At 69.1% G+C, this 19382-nt stretch carries 16 protein-coding genes; 5 read left to right on the top strand and 11 right to left on the bottom strand.

Annotation, left to right across the window (positions count from 1 at the left end):
- Positions 1 to 48 precede the first annotated feature (48 nt).
- Positions 49 to 1815: a 2OG-Fe(II) oxygenase family protein gene (locus VPH46_RS14005; RefSeq protein WP_416612151.1), complete on the bottom strand. Its 1767-nt coding sequence runs from the start codon at positions 1813 to 1815 to the stop codon at positions 49 to 51.
- Between the two features lie 101 nt (positions 1816 to 1916).
- On the opposite strand from VPH46_RS14005, the gene VPH46_RS14000 reads away from it, so the two are divergent.
- From VPH46_RS14000 to VPH46_RS13990, 3 genes are read left to right on the top strand one after another with little or no spacing between them, the layout of a single operon-like run.
- On the top strand, positions 1917 to 2657 hold the full coding sequence (locus tag VPH46_RS14000) for a 2OG-Fe(II) oxygenase (RefSeq protein WP_416612150.1): 741 nt from the start codon (positions 1917 to 1919) through the stop codon (positions 2655 to 2657).
- The gene (locus VPH46_RS13995; protein WP_416612148.1) at positions 2654 to 3388 is read left to right on the top strand and encodes a 2OG-Fe(II) oxygenase; all 735 of its coding nucleotides are present in this window, start codon (positions 2654 to 2656) and stop codon (positions 3386 to 3388) included. The genes VPH46_RS14000 and VPH46_RS13995 overlap by 4 nt, the downstream gene beginning before the upstream one ends.
- 35 nt (positions 3389 to 3423) lie before the next feature.
- A complete protein-coding gene (locus tag VPH46_RS13990; RefSeq protein ID WP_416612147.1) occupies positions 3424 to 5187 on the top strand; it encodes a DUF885 domain-containing protein in 1764 nt (587 codons plus the stop codon).
- Here the strand turns inward: VPH46_RS13990 and VPH46_RS13985 are convergent.
- The 8 genes from VPH46_RS13985 to VPH46_RS13950 form a co-directional block, all read right to left on the bottom strand.
- A complete protein-coding gene (locus VPH46_RS13985; protein WP_416612145.1) occupies positions 5184 to 6224 on the bottom strand; it encodes a glycosyltransferase family 4 protein in 1041 nt (346 codons plus the stop codon). The genes VPH46_RS13990 and VPH46_RS13985 overlap by 4 nt on opposite strands.
- The gene (locus tag VPH46_RS13980; protein ID WP_416612143.1) at positions 6221 to 7084 is read right to left on the bottom strand and encodes a UDP-2,3-diacylglucosamine diphosphatase; all 864 of its coding nucleotides are present in this window, start codon (positions 7082 to 7084) and stop codon (positions 6221 to 6223) included. Before VPH46_RS13980 ends, VPH46_RS13985 begins: the two co-directional genes overlap by 4 nt.
- A 114-nt stretch (positions 7085 to 7198) precedes the next feature.
- Positions 7199 to 7486: a DUF3325 domain-containing protein gene (locus tag VPH46_RS13975; protein ID WP_416612141.1), complete on the bottom strand. Its 288-nt coding sequence runs from the start codon at positions 7484 to 7486 to the stop codon at positions 7199 to 7201.
- Positions 7483 to 9048 carry a PepSY-associated TM helix domain-containing protein gene (locus VPH46_RS13970; RefSeq protein WP_416612139.1) on the bottom strand — a complete coding sequence of 522 codons (1566 nt, stop codon included), beginning with the start codon at positions 9046 to 9048 and terminating at the stop codon, positions 7483 to 7485. The genes VPH46_RS13975 and VPH46_RS13970 overlap by 4 nt, the downstream gene beginning before the upstream one ends.
- A 20-nt stretch (positions 9049 to 9068) precedes the next feature.
- On the bottom strand, positions 9069 to 9383 hold the full coding sequence (locus VPH46_RS13965) for a hypothetical protein (RefSeq protein ID WP_416612137.1): 315 nt from the start codon (positions 9381 to 9383) through the stop codon (positions 9069 to 9071).
- 137 nt (positions 9384 to 9520) lie between these two features.
- Positions 9521 to 10846, bottom strand: coding sequence for a PepSY-associated TM helix domain-containing protein (locus tag VPH46_RS13960; protein WP_416612135.1), 1326 nt, complete (start codon positions 10844 to 10846; stop codon positions 9521 to 9523).
- An 11-nt stretch (positions 10847 to 10857) separates the two neighbouring features.
- The gene (locus VPH46_RS13955) at positions 10858 to 12876 is read right to left on the bottom strand and encodes a TonB-dependent receptor (protein ID WP_416612133.1); all 2019 of its coding nucleotides are present in this window, start codon (positions 12874 to 12876) and stop codon (positions 10858 to 10860) included.
- A 55-nt stretch (positions 12877 to 12931) separates the two neighbouring features.
- Positions 12932 to 13375, bottom strand: coding sequence for a hypothetical protein (locus VPH46_RS13950; RefSeq protein WP_416612131.1), 444 nt, complete (start codon positions 13373 to 13375; stop codon positions 12932 to 12934).
- A 132-nt stretch (positions 13376 to 13507) separates the two neighbouring features.
- Here VPH46_RS13950 and VPH46_RS13945 point away from each other — a divergent pair, with 132 nt between their 5' ends.
- On the top strand, positions 13508 to 14635 hold the full coding sequence (locus VPH46_RS13945) for a PLP-dependent cysteine synthase family protein (protein ID WP_416612130.1): 1128 nt from the start codon (positions 13508 to 13510) through the stop codon (positions 14633 to 14635).
- A 164-nt stretch (positions 14636 to 14799) separates the two neighbouring features.
- On the opposite strand, the gene VPH46_RS13940 is transcribed toward VPH46_RS13945, so the two are convergent.
- A complete protein-coding gene (locus tag VPH46_RS13940) occupies positions 14800 to 15594 on the bottom strand; it encodes an SGNH/GDSL hydrolase family protein (RefSeq protein ID WP_416612128.1) in 795 nt (264 codons plus the stop codon).
- Positions 15595 to 15612: 18 nt separating this feature from the next.
- Positions 15613 to 18081 carry a glycoside hydrolase family 3 N-terminal domain-containing protein gene (locus VPH46_RS13935; protein ID WP_416612126.1) on the bottom strand — a complete coding sequence of 823 codons (2469 nt, stop codon included), beginning with the start codon at positions 18079 to 18081 and terminating at the stop codon, positions 15613 to 15615.
- A 148-nt stretch (positions 18082 to 18229) separates the two neighbouring features.
- On the opposite strand from VPH46_RS13935, the gene VPH46_RS13930 reads away from it, so the two are divergent.
- Complete coding sequence (locus VPH46_RS13930; protein ID WP_416612124.1) at positions 18230 to 19324, top strand: LacI family DNA-binding transcriptional regulator; 1095 nt, start codon at positions 18230 to 18232, stop codon at positions 19322 to 19324.
- Positions 19325 to 19382 lie beyond the last annotated feature (58 nt).

Genomic DNA, 19382 nt, shown 5'->3' with positions numbered 1-19382 from the left:
CAAAAAGGTATGGCCCGGGGGAAACCCCGGGCCATTTCCTTGTCCGGCCTAGAAGAACACGTCGAAGGCCACGGTCAGCCGCTCTCCGCTGGAAAAAGGCCGGGTGCCGTGAAACAGATAGCTTGGGAACAGCACCAATTGCCCCGGCTGCGGCTCGAATTGGGCGAGCGGTCCCAGCGGAAGGTTCGCCGCGTCCGGCGGGCGCCCGATCTCCAGCCACCCCTCGCGTGCGACGCGATCAAGCGTTTCCGGCACGCTCACATACAAGGCTGAGCTCAGCACCCCGCGCGGATGGATGTGGCTGACGTGAAAGCCGGCACCGTGTAATCGTACGGACCAGGATCCCGCGAAACGGGGCAGGGCATCCCGATGGCGGAGCAGCGGATGACGCGAGTCTGCCGGCGGAAGGGCGGCCATATGGGCCGTGATCGCCTCCAGCAACAGCGCCTTCAGCCGGCGTAGCTGCGGCTCGGTCCGGGCAAGCAGGCGACCGCGCGTCTGGGTCCCGCCGCGCAGCGACTGCCCCACCGGATGTGCCCGGCTTCGATGCAGGTCGCGCAGCAGATTCGCCAGTTGCGCCAGCTCGGCCGCGTCGATGGTGAGTTGCCTGGGAGCATAAAGACCGGGCTGGCCGCTCAGCCACTGGTGGCGCGGATCGTCGAGCAGCCGCCATGCCAGGTCGAGGAAGGCCCAGCCCGCGACGCTTGCGGTATCCGCCGCCACGTGGCGCTCCAGCAGCCGGGCGGCAAGGTGCGCGTCTCCCTGCGCCAATGCGCATCGCGCGCGCGGCATCAGCGTCTCTTCGGCGTCCGGCAGAGCGTCAAGCACACGGTGCGCCCGATCCAGATCGCGCGCCTCGATCGCCAGATCGGCTTCCTCCAGCAGCCATTCTGGACGCTGCCCAAGCGTGTTTCGTGCCGCCTCCAGCGCCGCCAGCGCATCCATGTGCCGGCCCGCCCGATGCAGCAGGCGCCAGCGGGACTGGTGCAGCGCGACGCTCGTTGGGACCCGTGCGAGCGCCGCCTCGTGGCTCTCGGTCAGGCGATCGGCGAGCCCGGCTTCGGAACGCATGCGGGCAAGCTCCTCATGCGCTTCCACCCACTCGGGCACCCGGATCACCGCGTCCTCCAGCAACGCCATCCCGCCCGGATCGCCATCCGCCTCCAGCGCATTGGCCAGTCCCAGCAGCACGTCCGGCCCGGCCGCACCCGCCGTCGCGCAGTGACGAAACCGCGCCGCCGCATCTGCCTCCCCGCGTTCCAGGGCGACACGCGCGCGCCCTCGCAAGGCGGTCGGCCGCGCCGGCTCGAGCGACAGCGCCTGGTCGAATGCCGCCGCGGCTTCGTCGAGCCGGTCGTGGTCGCGCAGGATGGTGCCGCGGATGCTGTGCGCGTTCGCCGCCCGCCGGTCCAAGGCCAGCGCCGCATCCACATCGGCCAGCGCTTCGTCCAGCTGCTTTCGTTGCTGCCGAAGCACGGCGCGATTTACCAGCGCGTCGATGCGTGCCTTTCGCGAGCCTCCTGCCGCGACCGAATAATGCCGAAGCGCTGCCTCTACGTCGCCCGTGTGCGCACAGAAGTTCGCGTAATTGTTGTTGATCTGCCCGTCCTGCGGCGCGCGCGCCAGCGCCTGGCGAAAGAGTTCGCCGGCGTCCGCAAGGCGCTCTTGCCGCCGCGCGATGAGCGCCATCAGATGAAACGCTGCCGCCGGTGCGTTCTCCTGTGCGATCACCGGCTCCAGTTCCGCGCGCGCGCCGTTCAGATCGCCTGCCCGAAATGCCGATTCAGCGCGCGCAAGGAGAAGTCTGGTGTCCATGGCGCATGGTTTAAGCTTTGCTCCCGCCTGTCCAGCAGGACTTCGTGTGCGGACGAACACAAGCGCTTGAATGTTCGGCTCCGAGCCCGGAAGGTGGGGGCATGCCCAACGAGCCCCTGCCGCTGTTCGACCTCAACCCCGCGCAAGATGTCGCGGCACTTGCACGGGAGTTCGCCGGAACCGGCCGCCTGCAGGTGCGCGACCTGCTCACCCCTCGCTCGGTCGATGTGCTCGCCGACGTGATCCAGCGGCAGACGCCGTACGGTTTGGCCTATCGCGAGCCGGGATCGGCGCCGAAGTCGGTCCGCGCGGATGCGGTGCGTGCCATGCCGCGGGCCGAGCACGGGCGCCTGTGGCAGTCGATCGGCTCCGGGGTGGGGCAGGGGGATTATGGCTTCATCTACGGCCAGTATCCGATGCTGGACGCTTATCTGGGCAAATGGGCGCCGGGACATCCGCTGGAACTGGTCCTCGAATATATCAACACGCCCGAGTTCCTCGGCTTCGTGCGGGCGATCACCGGCATGCCGTCGCTCATCAAGGCGGATGCGCAGGCGACGCTCTTCGCGCCCAACAACTTCCTCGCGATGCACGACGACCGCGGCACTGGCGAGGAGGGGCGGCAGGTCGCCTACGTCCTCAGCCTCGCGCGGGAATGGCGCCCCGACTGGGGCGGCTATCTGCTCTTCTACGACGATGACGACGACGTGATCGCGGGCATGAAACCCCGCTTCAACTGCCTGAACCTCTTCCGCGTACCGCAGCGGCACAACGTCAGCTACGTGCCTCCTTTCGCCCCGGTCGGCCGCTATGCGATCACCGGCTGGTTCCGGGATCGGTGAGCGTGCTCGACGGGCTCCAGCTCAACCCCGCGCTCGACTGGCCCGCGCTCGCGGCAGAGTTTGCCGCGCGAGGGCGCATCCGCATCCACGGCTTCCTCGCCGATCCGGTGCCGGCACTGCTCCATGCAGAGTTGCGCCGGCGCGAGGACTGGCGCCAGCTGGTCAACAGCGGCGACAAGCTGTTCGAGCTTGATCGCCCCACCCGCGCCGCCATGTCTGCCGAACAGGCTCAGGCACTGGAGGCGGCGGTACAGGCCGGCGCCCGGTCCGGCTTTCAGTACCGCTACGAGACGCTCCGGCTGACCGACGGCGATGGCGGCGGCAATCCGGGCGATCCGGAGCTTTCCACCTTCACCCGCTGGATATCGGGCGGGGCCGCGCGTGACCGTCTTCGCCAGCTCACCGGTGTGGACGCGATCGACTTCGCGGACGGGCAGGCGACCGCCTATGCGCCTGGAGATTTCCTGACCGGACATACCGACGAGGTCCCCGGCAAGCACCGTCATGCGGCCTATGTCTTCGGCCTCACGCCGCAATGGCGGACGGAGTGGGGCGGGCTGCTGCTCTTCCACGAGGAACGTGGCGCGGTCACCGGCATGTCCCCGGGGTTCAACACGCTGGATGTGTTCGCCGTCCCGCAGCTTCACAGCGTCTCCCGCGTCGCGCCCGAGGCTGCGTACCGCCGCTATGCGATCACCGGCTGGCTGCGTTCCCGTCCACCGCGCGCCTGACCTTCGTCCACTCCAGAATCCGGGGAAGCTCCTTCATGCGTCTTCTTGCCTCTGCCGTGCTGCTGTCGCTCGTTCCGCTCGCCCCGATGCCGGCGCTCGCCCAGACGAGCGTGCCCGCCGGCGCTGCCGACGCACGGCTGCGGACGCTCTACGAAAAGGAGTGGGCATGGCGGCAGAACGAGTTCGCCCGCGTCGCCGAGGACGACAGCTGGAGCGCGAGCGGCGACCATCTGCCCCACGTCGACGCCGCCACCCAGCAACGCCGGCTCACCTACTGGCAGGGGATCGCCCGGGAACTCGACGCGATTTCCGCCGCGGAGCTTTCGCCGGAGGAGCGGATCAACGCTGCCGTCTTCCGCACGACGCTGGAGGCGAACATCGCCAACCAGAAGTTTCGCCACTGGGAAATGCCGCTCAACGCCGACAGCAATTTCTGGTCCGGCCTGGCTGCGCGCCAGCCCTATGCCCGTGCAGAGCAGTACCGGCGCTATCTCGGCCGCATGCGCGACGTCCCGCGCTACTTCGACGAGCAGATCGCCAACATGCGGGCCGGCCTGAAGCGCGGCTTCAGCGTGCCGCGGGTGACGCTCGCCGGCCGCGATTCCTCGATCGCCGCCTATGCGGTGGCAGAGGTGGAGAAGAACCCCTTCTACGCGCCGTTCGCGACGATGCCGTCGAGCATTCCGGCGGCCGGGCAGGCAAAGCTGCGCGAAGAAGCGCGCGCGCTGATCGCCGGCCAGGTGGCGCCCGCCTATGATCGGCTGCTGCGCTTCTTCCGAAGCGAGTATCTGCCGAAAACCCGCACCACGCTGGCGGCAGAGGCGATGCCGGACGGCAAGGCCTTCTACCAGGCGCAGGTCCGTGAATATACGACGCTGGACCTCACCGCCGAGCAGATCCATGCGCTGGGGCTGAAGGAAGTCGCGCGAATCAGCGCGGAGATGGAGAAGACCAAGGCGGCGGCCGGCTTCCAGGGAAGCATGGCCGAGTTCCTGAAGTTCCTGCGCACCGACCCCAAGTTCTACGCACGCACGCCGGACGAGCTGCTGGGCGTATCCGCCTATGCCGCGAAGCGGGTCGACGGCCAGCTGAAGAACACCATCGGCCGCTTGCCGCGCTACCGCTTCACCATCGTGCCGGTGCCGGATGCGATTGCGCCCTTCTACACCGCCGGCCGCGGCGGGCTGGAGGCGTGTTCGATGAACACCTACGACCTGCCGTCGCGCCCGCTCTACCAGATCCCGGCGCTGACGCTGCACGAATGCAATCCCGGGCACAGTCTGCAGGCGGCGATCTCGCTGGAGGGACCGGACCGCCCCGCCTTTCGCCGCCAGACCTATTTCTCCGGCTATGGCGAAGGCTGGGGGCTCTACACCGAATGGCTCGGCACCGTCATGGGCATCTACCGCACGCCCTATGAGGATTTCGGCCGGCTTTCTTACGAGATGTGGCGCGCGTGTCGCCTGGTGATCGATACCGGCGTCCACCACCAGGGCTGGAGCCGTGAGCAGGCGATCGCCTATCTCGCGCAGCATACCGCCCTATCGCAGCACGAGATCGAGACCGAGGTCGATCGCTACATCAGCTGGCCGGGTCAGGCGCTCGCCTACAAGCTTGGCGAGATGACGCTGCGCCGCAAGCGCGCCGACGCTGAGCGGCAGCTCGGCACCGCGTTCGACCAGCGCTGGTTCCACGACGTGGTGCTGGGGCTCGGCTCCGTGCCGCTGCCGGTGCTGGAGCAGGAGATCGACCGCTGGATCCAGGGTGGCGGCAAGAACCCGAACGCGGCCGCCGCCTAGCCCGCCAGGGCCTCCCGCTCGGTAGCGAGGTGGGCGAGGAACTGGTCGGTACACGCCGACCATCCGTAGCGCCTGCCTTCGGCTGCGCAGGCGTCGCGGTCTGCAGCGAGCGCGATGCGGATCGCGCTTGCCAGGTCCCGGTCCACTGCGCCGATCCGCCGGCCGCCCAGACCGCGGCCCTCGGGCCCTAGGATGTCGATCGGCCCTTCGACTGGGAAGGCGGCAACCGGCGTGCCGCAGGCCAGCGCCTCGATCATCACCAGGCCGAAGGTGTCGGTGCGGCTGGGGAAGACCAGCACGTCGGCCGCACGATAGGCCTCCGCAAGCGCCGCCCCGTGCAGCGTGCCGAGGAAGCGTGCTTCCGGATAGCGGGCCGCCAGCATCGGCCGCGCCGGACCATCACCGACCACCAGCTTGGTTCCCGGAAGGTCGAGCGCCAGGAAAGCCTCCAGGTTCTTCTCCACCGCGACACGCCCGACATGCAGCATCACGGGTCCGGCCGTGCGGCGCAGCGCCGATCGGGGGGCGCCAGGGCGGAAGATCGCCGGGTCCACGCCGCGGGACCACGGCTTGGTATGGCGAAGCCCCTGCGCCGCGAGCCGCGCGGATACGGATGGCGTGGCTGTCAGCACGGCGCTGGAGGGCTGGTGGAACCGCCGGAATGCAGGCCAGAAGCACCGCGCCGGCAGATGCGTCCGCAGCGCCAGATAGTCGGGGAAGTTGGTGTGGAACGAGGTGGTGAAGCGCTGGCCGCGATCGAGGCACCAGCGCCGCGCCGCCCAGCCGAGAGGCCCCTCGGTCGCGATGTGCACCGCCTGGGGCCGGAACTGCTCCAGCCGGTGCGCCACTGCCCAGGACTGGCCAAATGCCAGGCGGATCTCGCGATAGCCTGGGCATGCCCAAGTGACGAACCCGTCCGGGGTCACGGTCTCTACGGTATGACCGCGTCGGCGCAATTCGTCGATTGTGGCGACGAGGGTGCGGACGACGCCGTTCACCTGCGGGGTCCAGGCGTCGGTAACGATCGCGATCCTCATGCCGGGACCGCCAGGCCGGCATGCGCCGCGGCAGCGACTGCCGCCTCGGCATGCCAGTCGATCAACTCCATGCGGCCGTCGGCGTGCTCCACCAGCGCGGTGCAGCTCTCCACCCAGTCGCCGTCGTTGTAATAGGTCACGTCGCCGATCCGGCGGATCTCCGCGGTGTGAATATGCCCGCAAACCACCCCGTCGACGCCGCGTTCCGCGGCGGCATGGGCGACCGTCTCCTCGAAGCGGGAGATGAAGCTCACCGCGTTCTTGACCCGGTTCTTGGCGTAGGCCGAGAGCGACCAATAGGGCAGGCCCATCCGCCTGCGGCCTGCGTTCCACAGCCGGTTCGCCTTCAGCAGCAGCGTGTAGGCATGGTCCCCCAGGAAGGCGAGCCAGCGCGCGTAGAGCACCACGCCATCGAACTGATCGCCGTGCAGCACCAGCAGGCGGCGGCCATCCGCGGTGGTGTGGATGTCCTCGTCCAGCAGTTCGACGCCGCCGAACTCCAGCCCGACATAATCCCGGAAAGCCTCGTCGTGGTTGCCCGGCAGGTAGAGGACGCGCGTGCCGCGCCGGGCGAACTTCAGGATGGTGCGGACCACGTCATTATGGCTGGCCGGCCAGTACCAGCCTTTGCGGATCTGCCAGCCGTCGACGATGTCGCCGACCAGGTAGAGCGTCTCGCATTCGACGGAGCGCAGGAACTCCACCAGCGCGCGTGCGCTGCTGCCGGGCGTGCCCAGATGGACGTCGGACACGAACACCGTCCGGAACGCCCGCCGTGGCGCCTCGGGCGTGTAGGATTCGGGTTCGGCGATCCAGGCGGGAAGGGTCTTGAGGGCGGGGGCGAGTGCGGTGCGCGGCATGTGCGAACTCCCATCGTCGGGCCGAGGGGAGCTTTAGGGCGGACAGGCTACAGGCGCTTTGCAATCGGGTGACGCCGCTGTCATCGCCCGGTCACGTGCGTGTCACGGATGGAGTCAGCGCACGTGCCGCCGGGCCTGGATGCGAAAGGCGAGGTGCAGGACCGCAGCGGTCGCGCCTAACGTGCAGGCTCCCAGCCAAACGATCAGGCCATAGCCCCAGCCGAAGGCCAGTACCGCCAGTGCGGTGCCGAGCGCGATGCCGGCCCAGCCGGCGATCCGCAGGCGCCGGCTCGCTAGGCGGGGCAGCATGCGGTGCAGCAGGGGTCCCTGATGGCGCGGCAGGCCGTGCATCAGGGCGCTGAAGCTCAGCGCCGCGACCAGGAGGAGGAGCAGGTGGATCATGCGAGTGCGAGCTCCTTTGCACGCGGCGCGCGAACACCGGTCGCCTTTGACGTGCTGCGGTGGACCTTGCGCGCGCTCCACCCGAGCGCCGCTGCGATGGCGAGCATCACCAGGTCGAAGCTCGGGAACAGCCAGTCGCCAGCGGCGATGCTCGCAATCGGATTGCGCGACGTGGTGACGGCGTTGACCACCGGGATGGCGGCATAGAGCACCGCGCCGGCCGTCAGCACCTCTACCCAGGCGCGGCGGGCGGGGCGGGCGATCGCCCACACGAGCGAGGCGCCCCAGACGATGAACATGCTGTGGATCTCCCACTCCGCGCGGCCATCCATCTGCACCGGCAGCAGGCGGTTCGCGAGGAAATAGGCCGCGATGCCCGCCATCAGCCCGCCGATCGTCGCGATGTTGAGGCGCTCCACCAGGCGAAAGCCGAAATGCGGTCGGGCAGGGTCGGGCAGCTTCGCACGACGCTTCACCGTCCAAAGCACCAGGCCGCTGCCGACCATGATCGTACCGCCCACGCCGGAGAGAAAGTAGAACCAGCGGAGGCCGATGTCGGCGAAGCGGCCGGCGTGAAGGCCGACCATCACGCTCTCGGTCGCCGCCGCGCCGCCCTGGTCCGGGCTCGCCGATACCAGCGTGCCGGTTTCTCCCGAAAAGGTGAGAGAGGGCCCGCGCGTGCCGATGCCGCTTCCCATCGCACGGACCAGCGTCACGGTCGCGGTGGTGTCGCCCGGGTTGGCGACGGTGACCACGCCCACATCGGCACCGTTCCAGCGGCGCTGCGCTTCCGCAAACATCGGCGCGATCGGTGCCATGGGCGCGGCGATTCCCGAGCGCTCGACCGGTGGAGCCTCTCCCCGCAGCTGCTGATAGTAGCCGGTGGGCTCCGCATAGTTCGCGGCAATGCCCCAGGGCATGTACAGGACGGCGAGCGTCACCAGCCCGGTATAGGTGATCATCAGATGGAACGGCAGCGCCATCACCGCCGTGACGTTGTGCGCGTCGAGCCAGCTGCGCTGCCCCTTGCCGAACCGCAGCAGGAAGAAATCGACGAAGATCTTCTTGTGGGTGATGATGCCCGAAAGAATGGCGACGAGCATGAACATCGCGGCGATGCCCACCAGGTAGCGGGCCCACAGCACCGGCATGTAGTGAAGGTCGAAGTGGAAGCGGTAGAGGAAGAAGCCGCCCCGCGTCTCGCGTGCGGAAACCTTGTTGCCCTCACCGTCGAGCACCGCCTGCGTGTCGCCGCGTCCGCGACCGCCGCGCCCACCGCGCTTGGCCGGCGCACCCGCCTTTTCGCCGGGTACCCAGAACACCGTGGTCTCGGCACCGCGCGCGCTCGGCAGCGTGATGTACCAGCTGCGCGCGTCTCCGGCATGCTCGCCCAGCCAGCGCACCGCGCCCTCGGCGGATTGCACGGTGGAGGGATGGCCGCTCACTTCGGGCCGCATCCAGCGCGTGATCTCGTCCTGGAAATAGGCGGCCGTTCCCGTCGCGAACACCGCGAACAGCAGCCAGCCGAACAGCAGGCCGGTCCAGGTGTGCAGCCAGGCCATGCACTGGCGGAACCCGTCCTTCACAGCCGGCCTCCAGATGCCAGCGTGAGCCAGAGCCCGCCGCCCAGCAGGACGGCGGCGGCGATCAGCCCCGCCCAGAGCTTCCAGGGGGAGCGAATGGCAAAAGCGGTGAGCGCGATCACCGGAAAGATCACGAACGCCAGCAGCGTCGAGGCCATCGTCGCCTGCGCCGGCGCGATCGGCCAGGTCCGCGCGAGCAGCGCCGTAGCCAGCGAGGTCACGACATAATTGCCGAGCGTCGCCGCCACGATGCGGGCGCTGAGCGCCAGCGACTGGCGGTGACCACCGTTGTGCTTGGCAGCGGCGGCGCTCACCGACCGCTGTCCGGAGCGAGGACGCTAGGGAATGCCGCCGCGAACGGGACAGGACGTGCAGCCTGAAGGCAGCCGAAGGACACGGTCACGGTAATTCCCCACTCCGCTATTGCGTGTGGTTCTCAATAAACCGCCCGTCACAACTGTAAAGGCTCCGTGCGAGCCATTCGCAAGAATCCTTCGATCCCGAGTGCCACCAGCATGGTGAGCCCCGTCAGCGGAAACAGGACGCCGGCCACCGCCATCATGACGAGGAGCGCCCGGGCAGCGCGGCGGTCCGGGTGGCGGGACGGGGCGGCAAGCGTCCCCGGCGCCCTCCGCTTCCACCACATGACCGCGCCGGTGATCGACAGCAGCACCACGGCGATGCATCCGAACAGCATCAGCAGCCGGTTCGGCTCGCCATATTCCTCTCCCTTGTGCGTGGCGATGCCCCACTCGACGAGCTTTGCGCCTGCGCCGAAGCCGGGAAAGCGCGCGTCCTGCAGCACGCGGCCGCTGCCTGCGTCCAGATAGAGCGCGCGCCCGTCCTCCGCCCGGCGGATCGTCCGGGAGAAGAGATAGGGGGCGCCCGGCGCCGCGGGCAGGCTCAGCACCCAAGGCGCCGTCATGCCATGGCGCGCCGCCAGCGCCGCCGCCTGGTCGATTCCGATGTCGCCATGGCTGCCATGCGGCATCGGCGCTTCCTGCAGCGACCAGGGCAGGGCCTCGGCCACGTCATGGCCTGCGTGGGCGCCGTGGCCCGGCATCGCGCTTGCCTGTGGCGGCTCGGGGCGGCCGAGCCCCTGGCTGGCGATCGTGCCGCGCAGCGCATTGCCCCAGGTGCCGGTCCACGGCATGCCGGTGATGGCCAGGAACAGCACCACTGCGCCAGCGACGATGCCGATCGCGGCGTGGAGATCGCGCCAGAACAGGCGGCCTGCCGGTGTGCCGCGCACGCGCAAGGCCGGGCTGCCGCCGCGCGGCCACCAGAGGTACACGCCCGTGACCACCAGCAGGATCGCCCAGCCGCCCACCGCTTCGATCAGCGCGTTGCCGATGGAGCCGGTGAGGATCAGGCTGTGAAGATCGCGCACGGTCTGTAACGCGCCGCCCTTGCGCGTCAGCCCCAGCACGGTTCCGCGATACGGATCCACCCATGCGGTCCGCTGCCTCCCCTCGGGCGTGGTCACCAGCATCCGCCAGCTTTCGGCCGCGCTGGCGGGCCGATCCACCTCCGCCACGACGCCGCCGGTTTCACGGCGCACCCGCTCCACGATGGTGCCAAGCGGGAGCGGCGCAGCCATGGGCTGCACCATCACCAGATCGGGATAGATCAGCCGCTCCAGCTCGGGCTTGTACAGGTACAAGGCGCCAGTGATCGCGAGCCAGCTGAGGAAGGGCAGCACCAGCAGCCCGGCATAGAAATGCCAGCGCCACACTGCGCGATAGAGGCCGCCGGTCGCGGCTGCGGACGTCGCCACGCGCACCTCCCTCAGAACCGCAGCCGCACCGCGCCATACAGCGCGCGCGGGTCCGCAGGGGCGTTGAGCATTTGGGTGCCGTCCCACCACACATATTCATAGTGCTCGTCGCCCAGGTTCTTCACCTGTGCCGAAAGCTCGACCTGCGGCGTCACTTCGAACGCGACCTCGCCCGACACCACCACATAGGCGCCGTACCGGCCGCGATCGTTGTTGGCGGTAAGCTCGTACGAGGACTGGCCGTTGCCCCACAGCGACACGCGCCAGCGTGCGGCCGGGACGAGGTCCAGCCCGCCCGAGAACAGGTTCTGCGGAACGTGGTCGATCCAGTTCCCCGCCTGCGCCGGGGTGGCGGGATCGGGCGTCCGGATACGGGCATGCTGGTAGGAATAGGCGCCCCACAGGCTCACGCCGGGAACCGGGTTCAGGTTCAGCTGCACGTCTATCCCCTGCCGGCGCGTCTCGCCCAGATTGTCGAAGTCGCCGTTGGGATCGTTCAGCCGGCGCTTGATCTCCCCGGTTGCGGTCTGCCGCCACAGGGCGACGCGCCCCTCCAGCCAGCTGCCGCGGGCGTATTTCACCCCCGCCTCCCAGCCGGTGTTGATCGAAGGGGCGAGATCGGTCGTCCGCGGCGGCACCTTATAGGCGCCCAATCCCGCGCCGATTTGGAAGGTGCGGCCATAGTTGGCATAGGCGGTCAGCCCCGCCAGCGGCGTCACCGCGACGCTGACCTTGGGCTGGCTGATGGTGCCATAGTCGTTGACCGGATAGCGCGCCCCGGCGAGGCCGTCCTCAAGCGCGCCCGACACCCGATCCACCCGCCAGCCGGGCGTGATCTTCAGCCAAGCGGTGGGCTCGATCACTGCCTGGACATAGCCGCCATAGACGGTGAGGTCGAACGCCTGGTCCCGGGTCTGCCGCGTCGCGACCCGACGCTCGGTCAGCCAGCGGCGGCTCTCGTTATCCTGCACCTGCACGTCGCCGCCCGCTTCGATCTGCAGCCGGTGCAGGAACGCCACTTCTGGACGATAGTGGAGCGTGAGCAGCCCGCCATATTGCGTCTCCTCCGTCAGCCGTCGCTGCTGCGGCACGCTGGCGGAGAAGCGTACGTAGCGGTCGTCGAACTGGGTGGTGACATAGGCCTTGGCAGCGAGGCTCAACTCCGACGCGACATCCGCGTCGAGATGCAGGCTGTATTCGCCCAGCCGCCGCTTGCCGCCGTCCGTCTCGGAGATCGCGTAGGAGGTGGAACGGTTCTCGGCATTGTCCCTGCTCGTCAGATAACCCGGCTCCTGCGCTTTCGCCGTGGAATAGCGCGCGATCGCGCCCACGGTGGCGCCGCCCAGATCATAGAACCACTTGCCCGCCAGGTTGGCGCGGCGCAGGTCGGCATGCTCGCGAAAGCCGTCGGTCTGGCGATAACCGACGAAGTAGTTCTGGCTGAAGCCGCCGCGCTCGATCCCGGCGGAGACCTGACCTTCATAGGTCCCGAACGCCCCCGCCAGCGCCCGCGCGTCCAGGTAGGTGCCGCCGATGCGGGTCAGGATGTTGGCGTTGCCCGCGATGTTGTGGAGCCCATAGCGCGGGTCCGCAGTGCCGCGGACCAGTTCCACCGCGGCGATGTCCAGCGGCATCACCATGTCGATGAACACCATGCCGCCGTCGTTGGCGTTGCTGGGGATGCCGTCGATCAGCAGCTTGACCGCGTTGATCTCCCCCTCGCCATTGAAGCCGCGGATGGAGAAGCGGCCGGAGGTATTGCCCTGGTTGAAGTCGGTGAGCGTCACGCCGGGCAGGCGCGCGAACAGCTCCCATGTATTGTCCACGCTCTGGCGCTGGGCGAGATCGGCGCCCAGCACGTCGACGGAGGTGAGCACCTCTTCCCCGGAGCGGGGGAGGCGGGTTCCGGTGACGACGACGGATCCCACCGTCAGGCTGGTGTCGGCGACGTCACGGTCGCTCGATTGCGCCGCCGCGGGAGAGGCCGCGACGACGAACGCCGCGCATGCGGCGGTTCGAAACAAGGTCATGCAAATATCCTGATCCGGCGACCCCCTTGGGGACGCCTTTGACGTGATGAGCGGATCAGGCGGTGGCGGGCGGCCCCCGGAGCGGCGGACGCAGGAACGGGCTCGCCGCGACGGGCGCCCGCACGGGCAGCCGGAACCCGGCCGCCAGGATGAAGAACAGCGCGATCGCCAGCAGCAGCGGATCGGTCGCGGCAAGCGCCGCCGTCGCGACCCCCGCGAAGGCGCAAGGGGGCTGCTCCTTGGCATCGTGCTGCTGGCCGTGGTGATCCCCGCCGCCCGTGGTCGCGTGGCTGTCGTGGGCGCCATGGCCCGCCCCGAGCGCGGCCGCCGCGGGCAGGACCGCGCCATAGCCCGAGCACATGGCAAAGGTCGGAAGGCCAGCCGGCGAAGCTACCAGCATGTAGCCGGTCGGGATCAGCAGCCGCATCAACAGCGCCGCCGCGATCAGCCAGGCGGCCGACCGGCGATGGGCCAGGAGGTGGCGGCGAAGCGCGGTCACAACTCCGCTGTACCGGGAGGGTGCAGGCAAGTCACGTGCGGCGCTCTGCACCGGCCGCAGGGCCGCCGCATTGACCTGCCCCAAGGCTTGCGCGACGAGCGCGCGCAGAGTGGTGCCACGAAAGGATCATCCGTGCTCCGTAACGACACAGCCCCTGGGGAAGTTCAATCGCGCGTGTCGCGCCCGGGCGATCGCGGCTGGGTGGCGGACGCCATCGCGCGGCTGACGGCGGAGCAGCGACGTTCCGCGGACACGCACCTGATCGAGGTGCCGCTCTCGGCCGCGGCCGGCGGCATGCGCCTGTACCTGAAGGACGAGTCGAGCCACCCGACCGGCAGCCTCAAGCACCGGCTCGCCCGCTCGCTGTTCCTCCACGCGCTGTGCAACGGCTGGATCGATGCGGGCACCACCGTGGTAGAGGCCTCCTCAGGCTCGACGGCGGTGTCGGAAGCCTATTTCGCCCGGCTGCTCGGGCTGCCGTTCGTCGCCGTGCTCCCGCACTCGACCTCGCCCGAGAAGATCGCCGCGATCGAGCATCTGGGCGGCCGCTGCCACAAGGTCGCCGACCCGCGCACCGTCTATGCCGAGGCGGAGCGGATCGCGGCCGAAACCGGTGGCCACTACCTCGACCAGTTCACCTATGCCGAGCGTGCGACCGACTGGCGCGGCAACAACAACATCGCGGAGTCGATCTTCGCGCAAATGGCGCTGGAGGCGCATCCGATCCCGACCTGGATCGTGTGCGGGGCTGGCACCGGCGGCACCTCCGCCACCATCGGCCGCTACCTCCGCTACCGCGGCCACGCGACCCGGCTGTGCGTCGCCGACCCTGAGGGTTCCGTCTTCCACCGCTACTTCGCCGATCGCAGCGTCACCGCCTGGGACGGGCCGATGACGCTGGTCGAGGGGATCGGCCGCCCGCGGGTCGAGCCGTCCTTCGTGCCGAACGTCATCGACCGGATGATCGCGGTGCCCGACGCCGCGAGCTTCGGCGCCGCCCGCCAGCTCTCCGCGGTGCTCGGCCGCCGCTGCGGTCCGTCCACCGGCACCAACCTCATCGCCTGCCTGACGCTGATCGAGGAGATGGCCGCGCGTGGGGAGCAGGGATCGATCGTCACGCTGCTGTGCGATCCCGGCGAGCGCTATGCCTCCACCTGCTTCTCCGACGAATGGATGGCGAGCCGCGGCCTCGTCTGTCCCGACCACGCGGCGCGGATAGAGCGCATCGTCGGGCAGGGCGAGCGTCAGGCCGGCATTTGAGGTTGCAAAATGCAGCGAAACCAAAGCGTTCGGCTGCATATTTCCGTGCTCCTGCGAAGGCAGGAGCCTAGGGCGCCGAGCAACACGCTCCGTTTTGCTCGGCCCAGTATCCCCGCCGGCGCGGGGATACAGAGTCAGCAGGCCGCTTCACCCGGTCCGCGAAGTCACTTGCCCAGCGTCCGCCGGATCGCCTCCAGCGCCACCGGCCGCATTGCCGCATAGCCGGCTGGTGTCGGGTGCACCCCGTCGTTCGCGAACCCCGGCTTCATCGCGCCCTCGGCCGTTGCGAGCGCCGGGTGATAGTCGACATAGGTGAAGCCTTCGGCTGCCGCATAGCCCTTCAGCCATGCATTCATCTCTGCGATCTGCGGCGCCGGGCGCGTCTCCGGGCTCCATGGAAAGGCTGCGGCCGGCGGGATCGACGCCAGGATCACCTTGATGCCGTTGGCCCGCGCCAGTTCGGCCATGCCCTGGATGTTGCCCTGGACCATCGCCATGGTCGCGGCTCCGGTGTTGCCGGCGATGTCGTTGGTGCCGGCCATGATGTGCACCGCCTTGGGCTTCAGCGCGATCACGTCTTCACGAAAGCGCACCAGCATCTGTGGCGTGGTCTGCCCCCCGATGCCGCGGTCGATGCGTCCCTCCTTGAAGAAATCGGGATCGCCCTTGATCCAGCCGTCGGTGATGCTGTCGCCCATGAAGACCACGCTGACCGGCTGCCCGCGGACCGCGGCATTGTCGCGGTGATAGCGGCACAGCTGCGCCCAGTCGCGCGTTACCTGGTGCAGCTTGCGCATCTCACGTCCCTGAGGATCGGTCTCCTCGGCACGGCTGGGGCAGGGGTCCGCGACAATCCCCACGGGATCGCTGGCATGGGGATCGCCCGGAAGCTTCACCTGGGCAGAGGCAGGTGCCGCCAGGAGAAGCGGCACCAAGAACAGACGGACAGCATGGTTCATCACGGGTCTCCGCAAGGATCAGTTCGGGCAGACGGCGCCGGCGGGGTCGGTCACCAGCCGGAGGTCGGCGACCGCGAAGCGCAGCGGCGCGCTGCTGGTGACGGAGAAGACCTCGCCCACCTTGGCCACGTCAGCCCCCTTGTCGCGGAAGCATTTGAGCGGCACCCGCACCGTCCGCCACTGGGCGCCTGCCGCGTCGAACAGGGTGCGTGCGTCGATGCGGCCGGCGCCGAAGCCTAGCGTCACCGGCCCCTTTGCGGGCGTACCGACGCGATAGGTCACCTGCAGCAGCAGGTCGGCATTGGTCTCGCGCGTCAGGTCGATCTCCGGCCCGGTGATCCGCACGGTCCCAGCGCTGTTCCAGCTGAACTGGCGCGCGCCTTCCTGGGTCTGCGGCCCGTCGACCGCCGCGACGGTCACGCCTGCATCGGCCGCCAGCTTAAACGGGGCAGGTACCTGGCCGCGCGCGAAGTAGAGGCTGGTGTTGCCGAGGCTCGCGTCCACACCCGCGACTTCCGCCAGCCGCGGGACGGTTCCGCCGCGCGCGTAGGACAGGCCATAGCCGAACGGGAATAGCGGGTCATAGCCGGGGGCACCCTTGTTGAGGGTGAACTGCCCCGCGGTCTTCGGCCAGCTGAAGGCGAGCTTGCCTGCAAAGTCGCGGCGCGGCCGCCCGTTGCGATCGCCCACCAGCACGTCGGCCACGCCGGCGCCCTCGGTACCGGGGAACCAGGCGGCGACGAACGCATCCGACTGGTTGATCTCCGGATTGACCCACATGGGACGGCCGGAGAGGAACACCGACACGGTCGGCACGCCCGCAGCCTTCAGCTTCTTCAGCAGGTCGAGCGCCTGCTTGTCGCCCGGCTGGAACTCCAGCGTGCGAACGTCGCCCCGCATCTCCGCATAGGGCATCTCGCCGAACACGACGATCGCGACGTCCGGCTTCTTCGTGAAGCTGCCGTTGGCGCTCAGCGTTGCGGTGCCGCCGCCGGCCTTCACCGCCTGGGCGATGCCGGCATAGATCGACTGGCCGTTCGGGAAGTCCGCATTGGTGTTGCCGTCGCCCTGCCAGCTCAGCGTCCAGCCGCCCGACTGGCGGCCGATGTCGTCGGCGGCGTCGCCTGCGACCAGGATGTTCGCGCTCGCCTTGATCGGCAGCACGCCGGTGTTCTTCAGCAGCACCAGGCTCTTGGCCACGGCCTCGCGGGCAACCGCCCGGTGCTCTGCCGATCCGAACACGTCGGCCCGCGTTTCATAGGGGCGCGCAAGATCGAACAGGCCCAGCTTCGCCTTCACCCGCAGGATGCGGCGCACGGCATCGTCGATGCGCGCCATCGGGATGCGGCCGTCCTTTGCCGCCGCGACGGTGGTCTCGAACAAGCCCTTCCAGCTGTCCGGCGCCATCGCCATGTCGAGCCCGGCGTTGAAGGTCGCCGGGCAGTCGGCGTTGGTGCAGCCCGGGATCTGGCCATGGCCGTTCCAGTCGCCGACGACGAAGCCGTCGAAGCCCATCCGGCCCTTCAGTACGTCCGTCAGCAGCGACTTGTTGCCGTGCATCTTGGCGCCGTTCCAGCTGCTGAACGATGCCATCACCGTCATCGTGCCGGCGTTCACCGCGGCCGGGTAGCCCGCGTTGTGGATGCGGATCAGCGTCTCCTCGTCGACCTGCGTGTCGCCCTGGTCGACGCCGTCCTTGGTGCCGCCGTCTCCCAGGAAGTGCTTCACGCTCGCGGAGACATGGCCCTGCTGGATCGGCCCCTTGCCGCCGCCCGTCGCCTTCCCGCGCCCCTGCAACCCCTCGATCATCGCCCCGGCGTAGGAGCGGACCACGGCGGGATCCTCCGAATAGCCTTCGAACGCACGGCCCCAGCGATCGTCCTGCGGCACCGCCAGCGTCGGCCCGAACGCCCAGTCGAAGCCAGCCGCTGCCGTCTCGGCCGCCGTCGCCGCGCCGATCCGCCGGATCAGGTCAGGATCGCGCATCGCGCCCAGCGCGCTGTTGTGGGGAAAGATCGTCGCGCCGACGACATTGTTGTTGCCGTGCACCGCGTCAATGCCGAACATCAGCGGGATCGGCACATGGCCGGGGCGCTTCTCCAGCGCGACCTTGTTGAACGCCTGGCTGGTCGCGACCCACGGCGCTGCCGGCGAGCGATCGGGGGCCCCCAGCGGCGGCGAGCTGCCGCCGGCCAGGATGCTCCCCAGCGGGTAGCGGCGCAGGTCCTCCGGCGTGATCGCGCTGGTATCGGCCTGGATCATCTGGCCGACCTTCTCCTCCAGCGACATGGAAGCCATCAGGCGGGTGACGAACGCTTCGGTGGCCGGATCGACGAGGTCGCGGCTCTTCGCGGCGGGCCAGCGATCCGGGTGGGCGGTGCTCGCCTGCGGCCCGGGCACGGGTTGGTTCGCCTGCTGGGCCACCACCGGAGTCGCGAAGATCGCCGCACCGGCGAGCAGTCCACGCAGCGTCGAGACCCTGTTCATCTACCTCTCCCTCCCTGTTGCCGTTTTCGGCACACCGGCGCGTCCTGTCCCGTTATTTGGACTTAAAGTGCGCCATCTGAAAATTTTTGCGTTTAGGGCCCTTTGCGGGCTTGGCGGCGGCTGCCGCAGATGCTTCATCAGCCGCAACATGCCAGAGAGCAACAGGAAACCCAGGGCGCGGAGCGCTCGCCAGAGCGGCGCGCCGACGATCTCGGACGTCGCGGCGCGCGCCGGCGTTTCCACCATGACGGTATCGCGCGTCATCAACGGCGAAGGAAGTGTCCGGGACTCCACTCGGGAGACGGTGGTTCAGGCGATCTCCGACCTGAACTATGCGCCCAACCGGGCGGCGCGCAGCCTGGCAGGGGCCGCGCAGCTTCGGATGGCGTTGCTCTACAGCAATCCCAGTGCGGCCTATCTCAGCGAGTTCCTGGTCGGGAGCCTCGACCAGGCCGGGCGCAGCGACATCCAGCTGGTGGTGGAGAAATGCGAAGGTGACGGCGATGAGCGCCGCGTCGTGCAGCGGCTCGTCGCTGGCATCGACGGCATCATCCTCCCCCCTCCGCTGTGCGATTCGCGCGCGGTGCTGGACTATCTGGCGGAAGAGGGCATTCCGACCGTGGTCGTGGCGACCGGAAAGCCGCCGGAGGACGCCACTGCGGTCTCGATCGACGACCGTGCCGCCGCCCATGCGATGACGCGGCACCTTCTGTCGCTCGGCCATGCCCGCATCGGCTTTATCATCGGCAACCCGAACCAGACCGCCAGCGCCCTGCGGCTGGAGGGGTATCGCGCCGCGCTGGCGGAAGCGGGCATCCGGCACGATCCGGCACTCGAGGTGGCGGCGCTCTTCACCTACCGGTCTGGCCTGGATGCGGCCGAGACCCTGCTCAACTTGCAGGCTAGGCCGACGGCGATCTTCGCGAGTAACGACGACATGGCCGCAGCTACGGTCGCCGTGGCGCACCGCCGCGGGCTGGACGTGCCGGGTGACCTGACCGTCTGCGGATTCGACGACAGCGCGCTTGCGACCACCATCTGGCCGGAACTCACCACGATCCACCAGCCGATCGCCGACATGTCGCGCGCCGCAGTGGATCTGCTCGCCGAGCGAATCCGCGCTCGCCGCGCCGGAAACGACGAGCCGGCCCGCCGCCTCGTCCTCGACTACACCCTGATCCGACGCCAGTCCGACGCCTCGCCCCGCAAGCGGCCGCGCGTCGTGGTGCGCGCCGAGCGATAGCAAAAGGGGCCTGGACGCTCCGCATCCAGGCCCCTCCGTTCCCCCTGCTTGATGACGC

The organism is Sphingomonas sp. MJ1 (PH-R8) (genome assembly GCF_048058635.1).
In the GTDB taxonomy this organism is placed as follows: domain Bacteria; phylum Pseudomonadota; class Alphaproteobacteria; order Sphingomonadales; family Sphingomonadaceae; genus Sphingomonas.
This window is presented reverse-complemented; position numbering and strand designations above follow the sequence as displayed.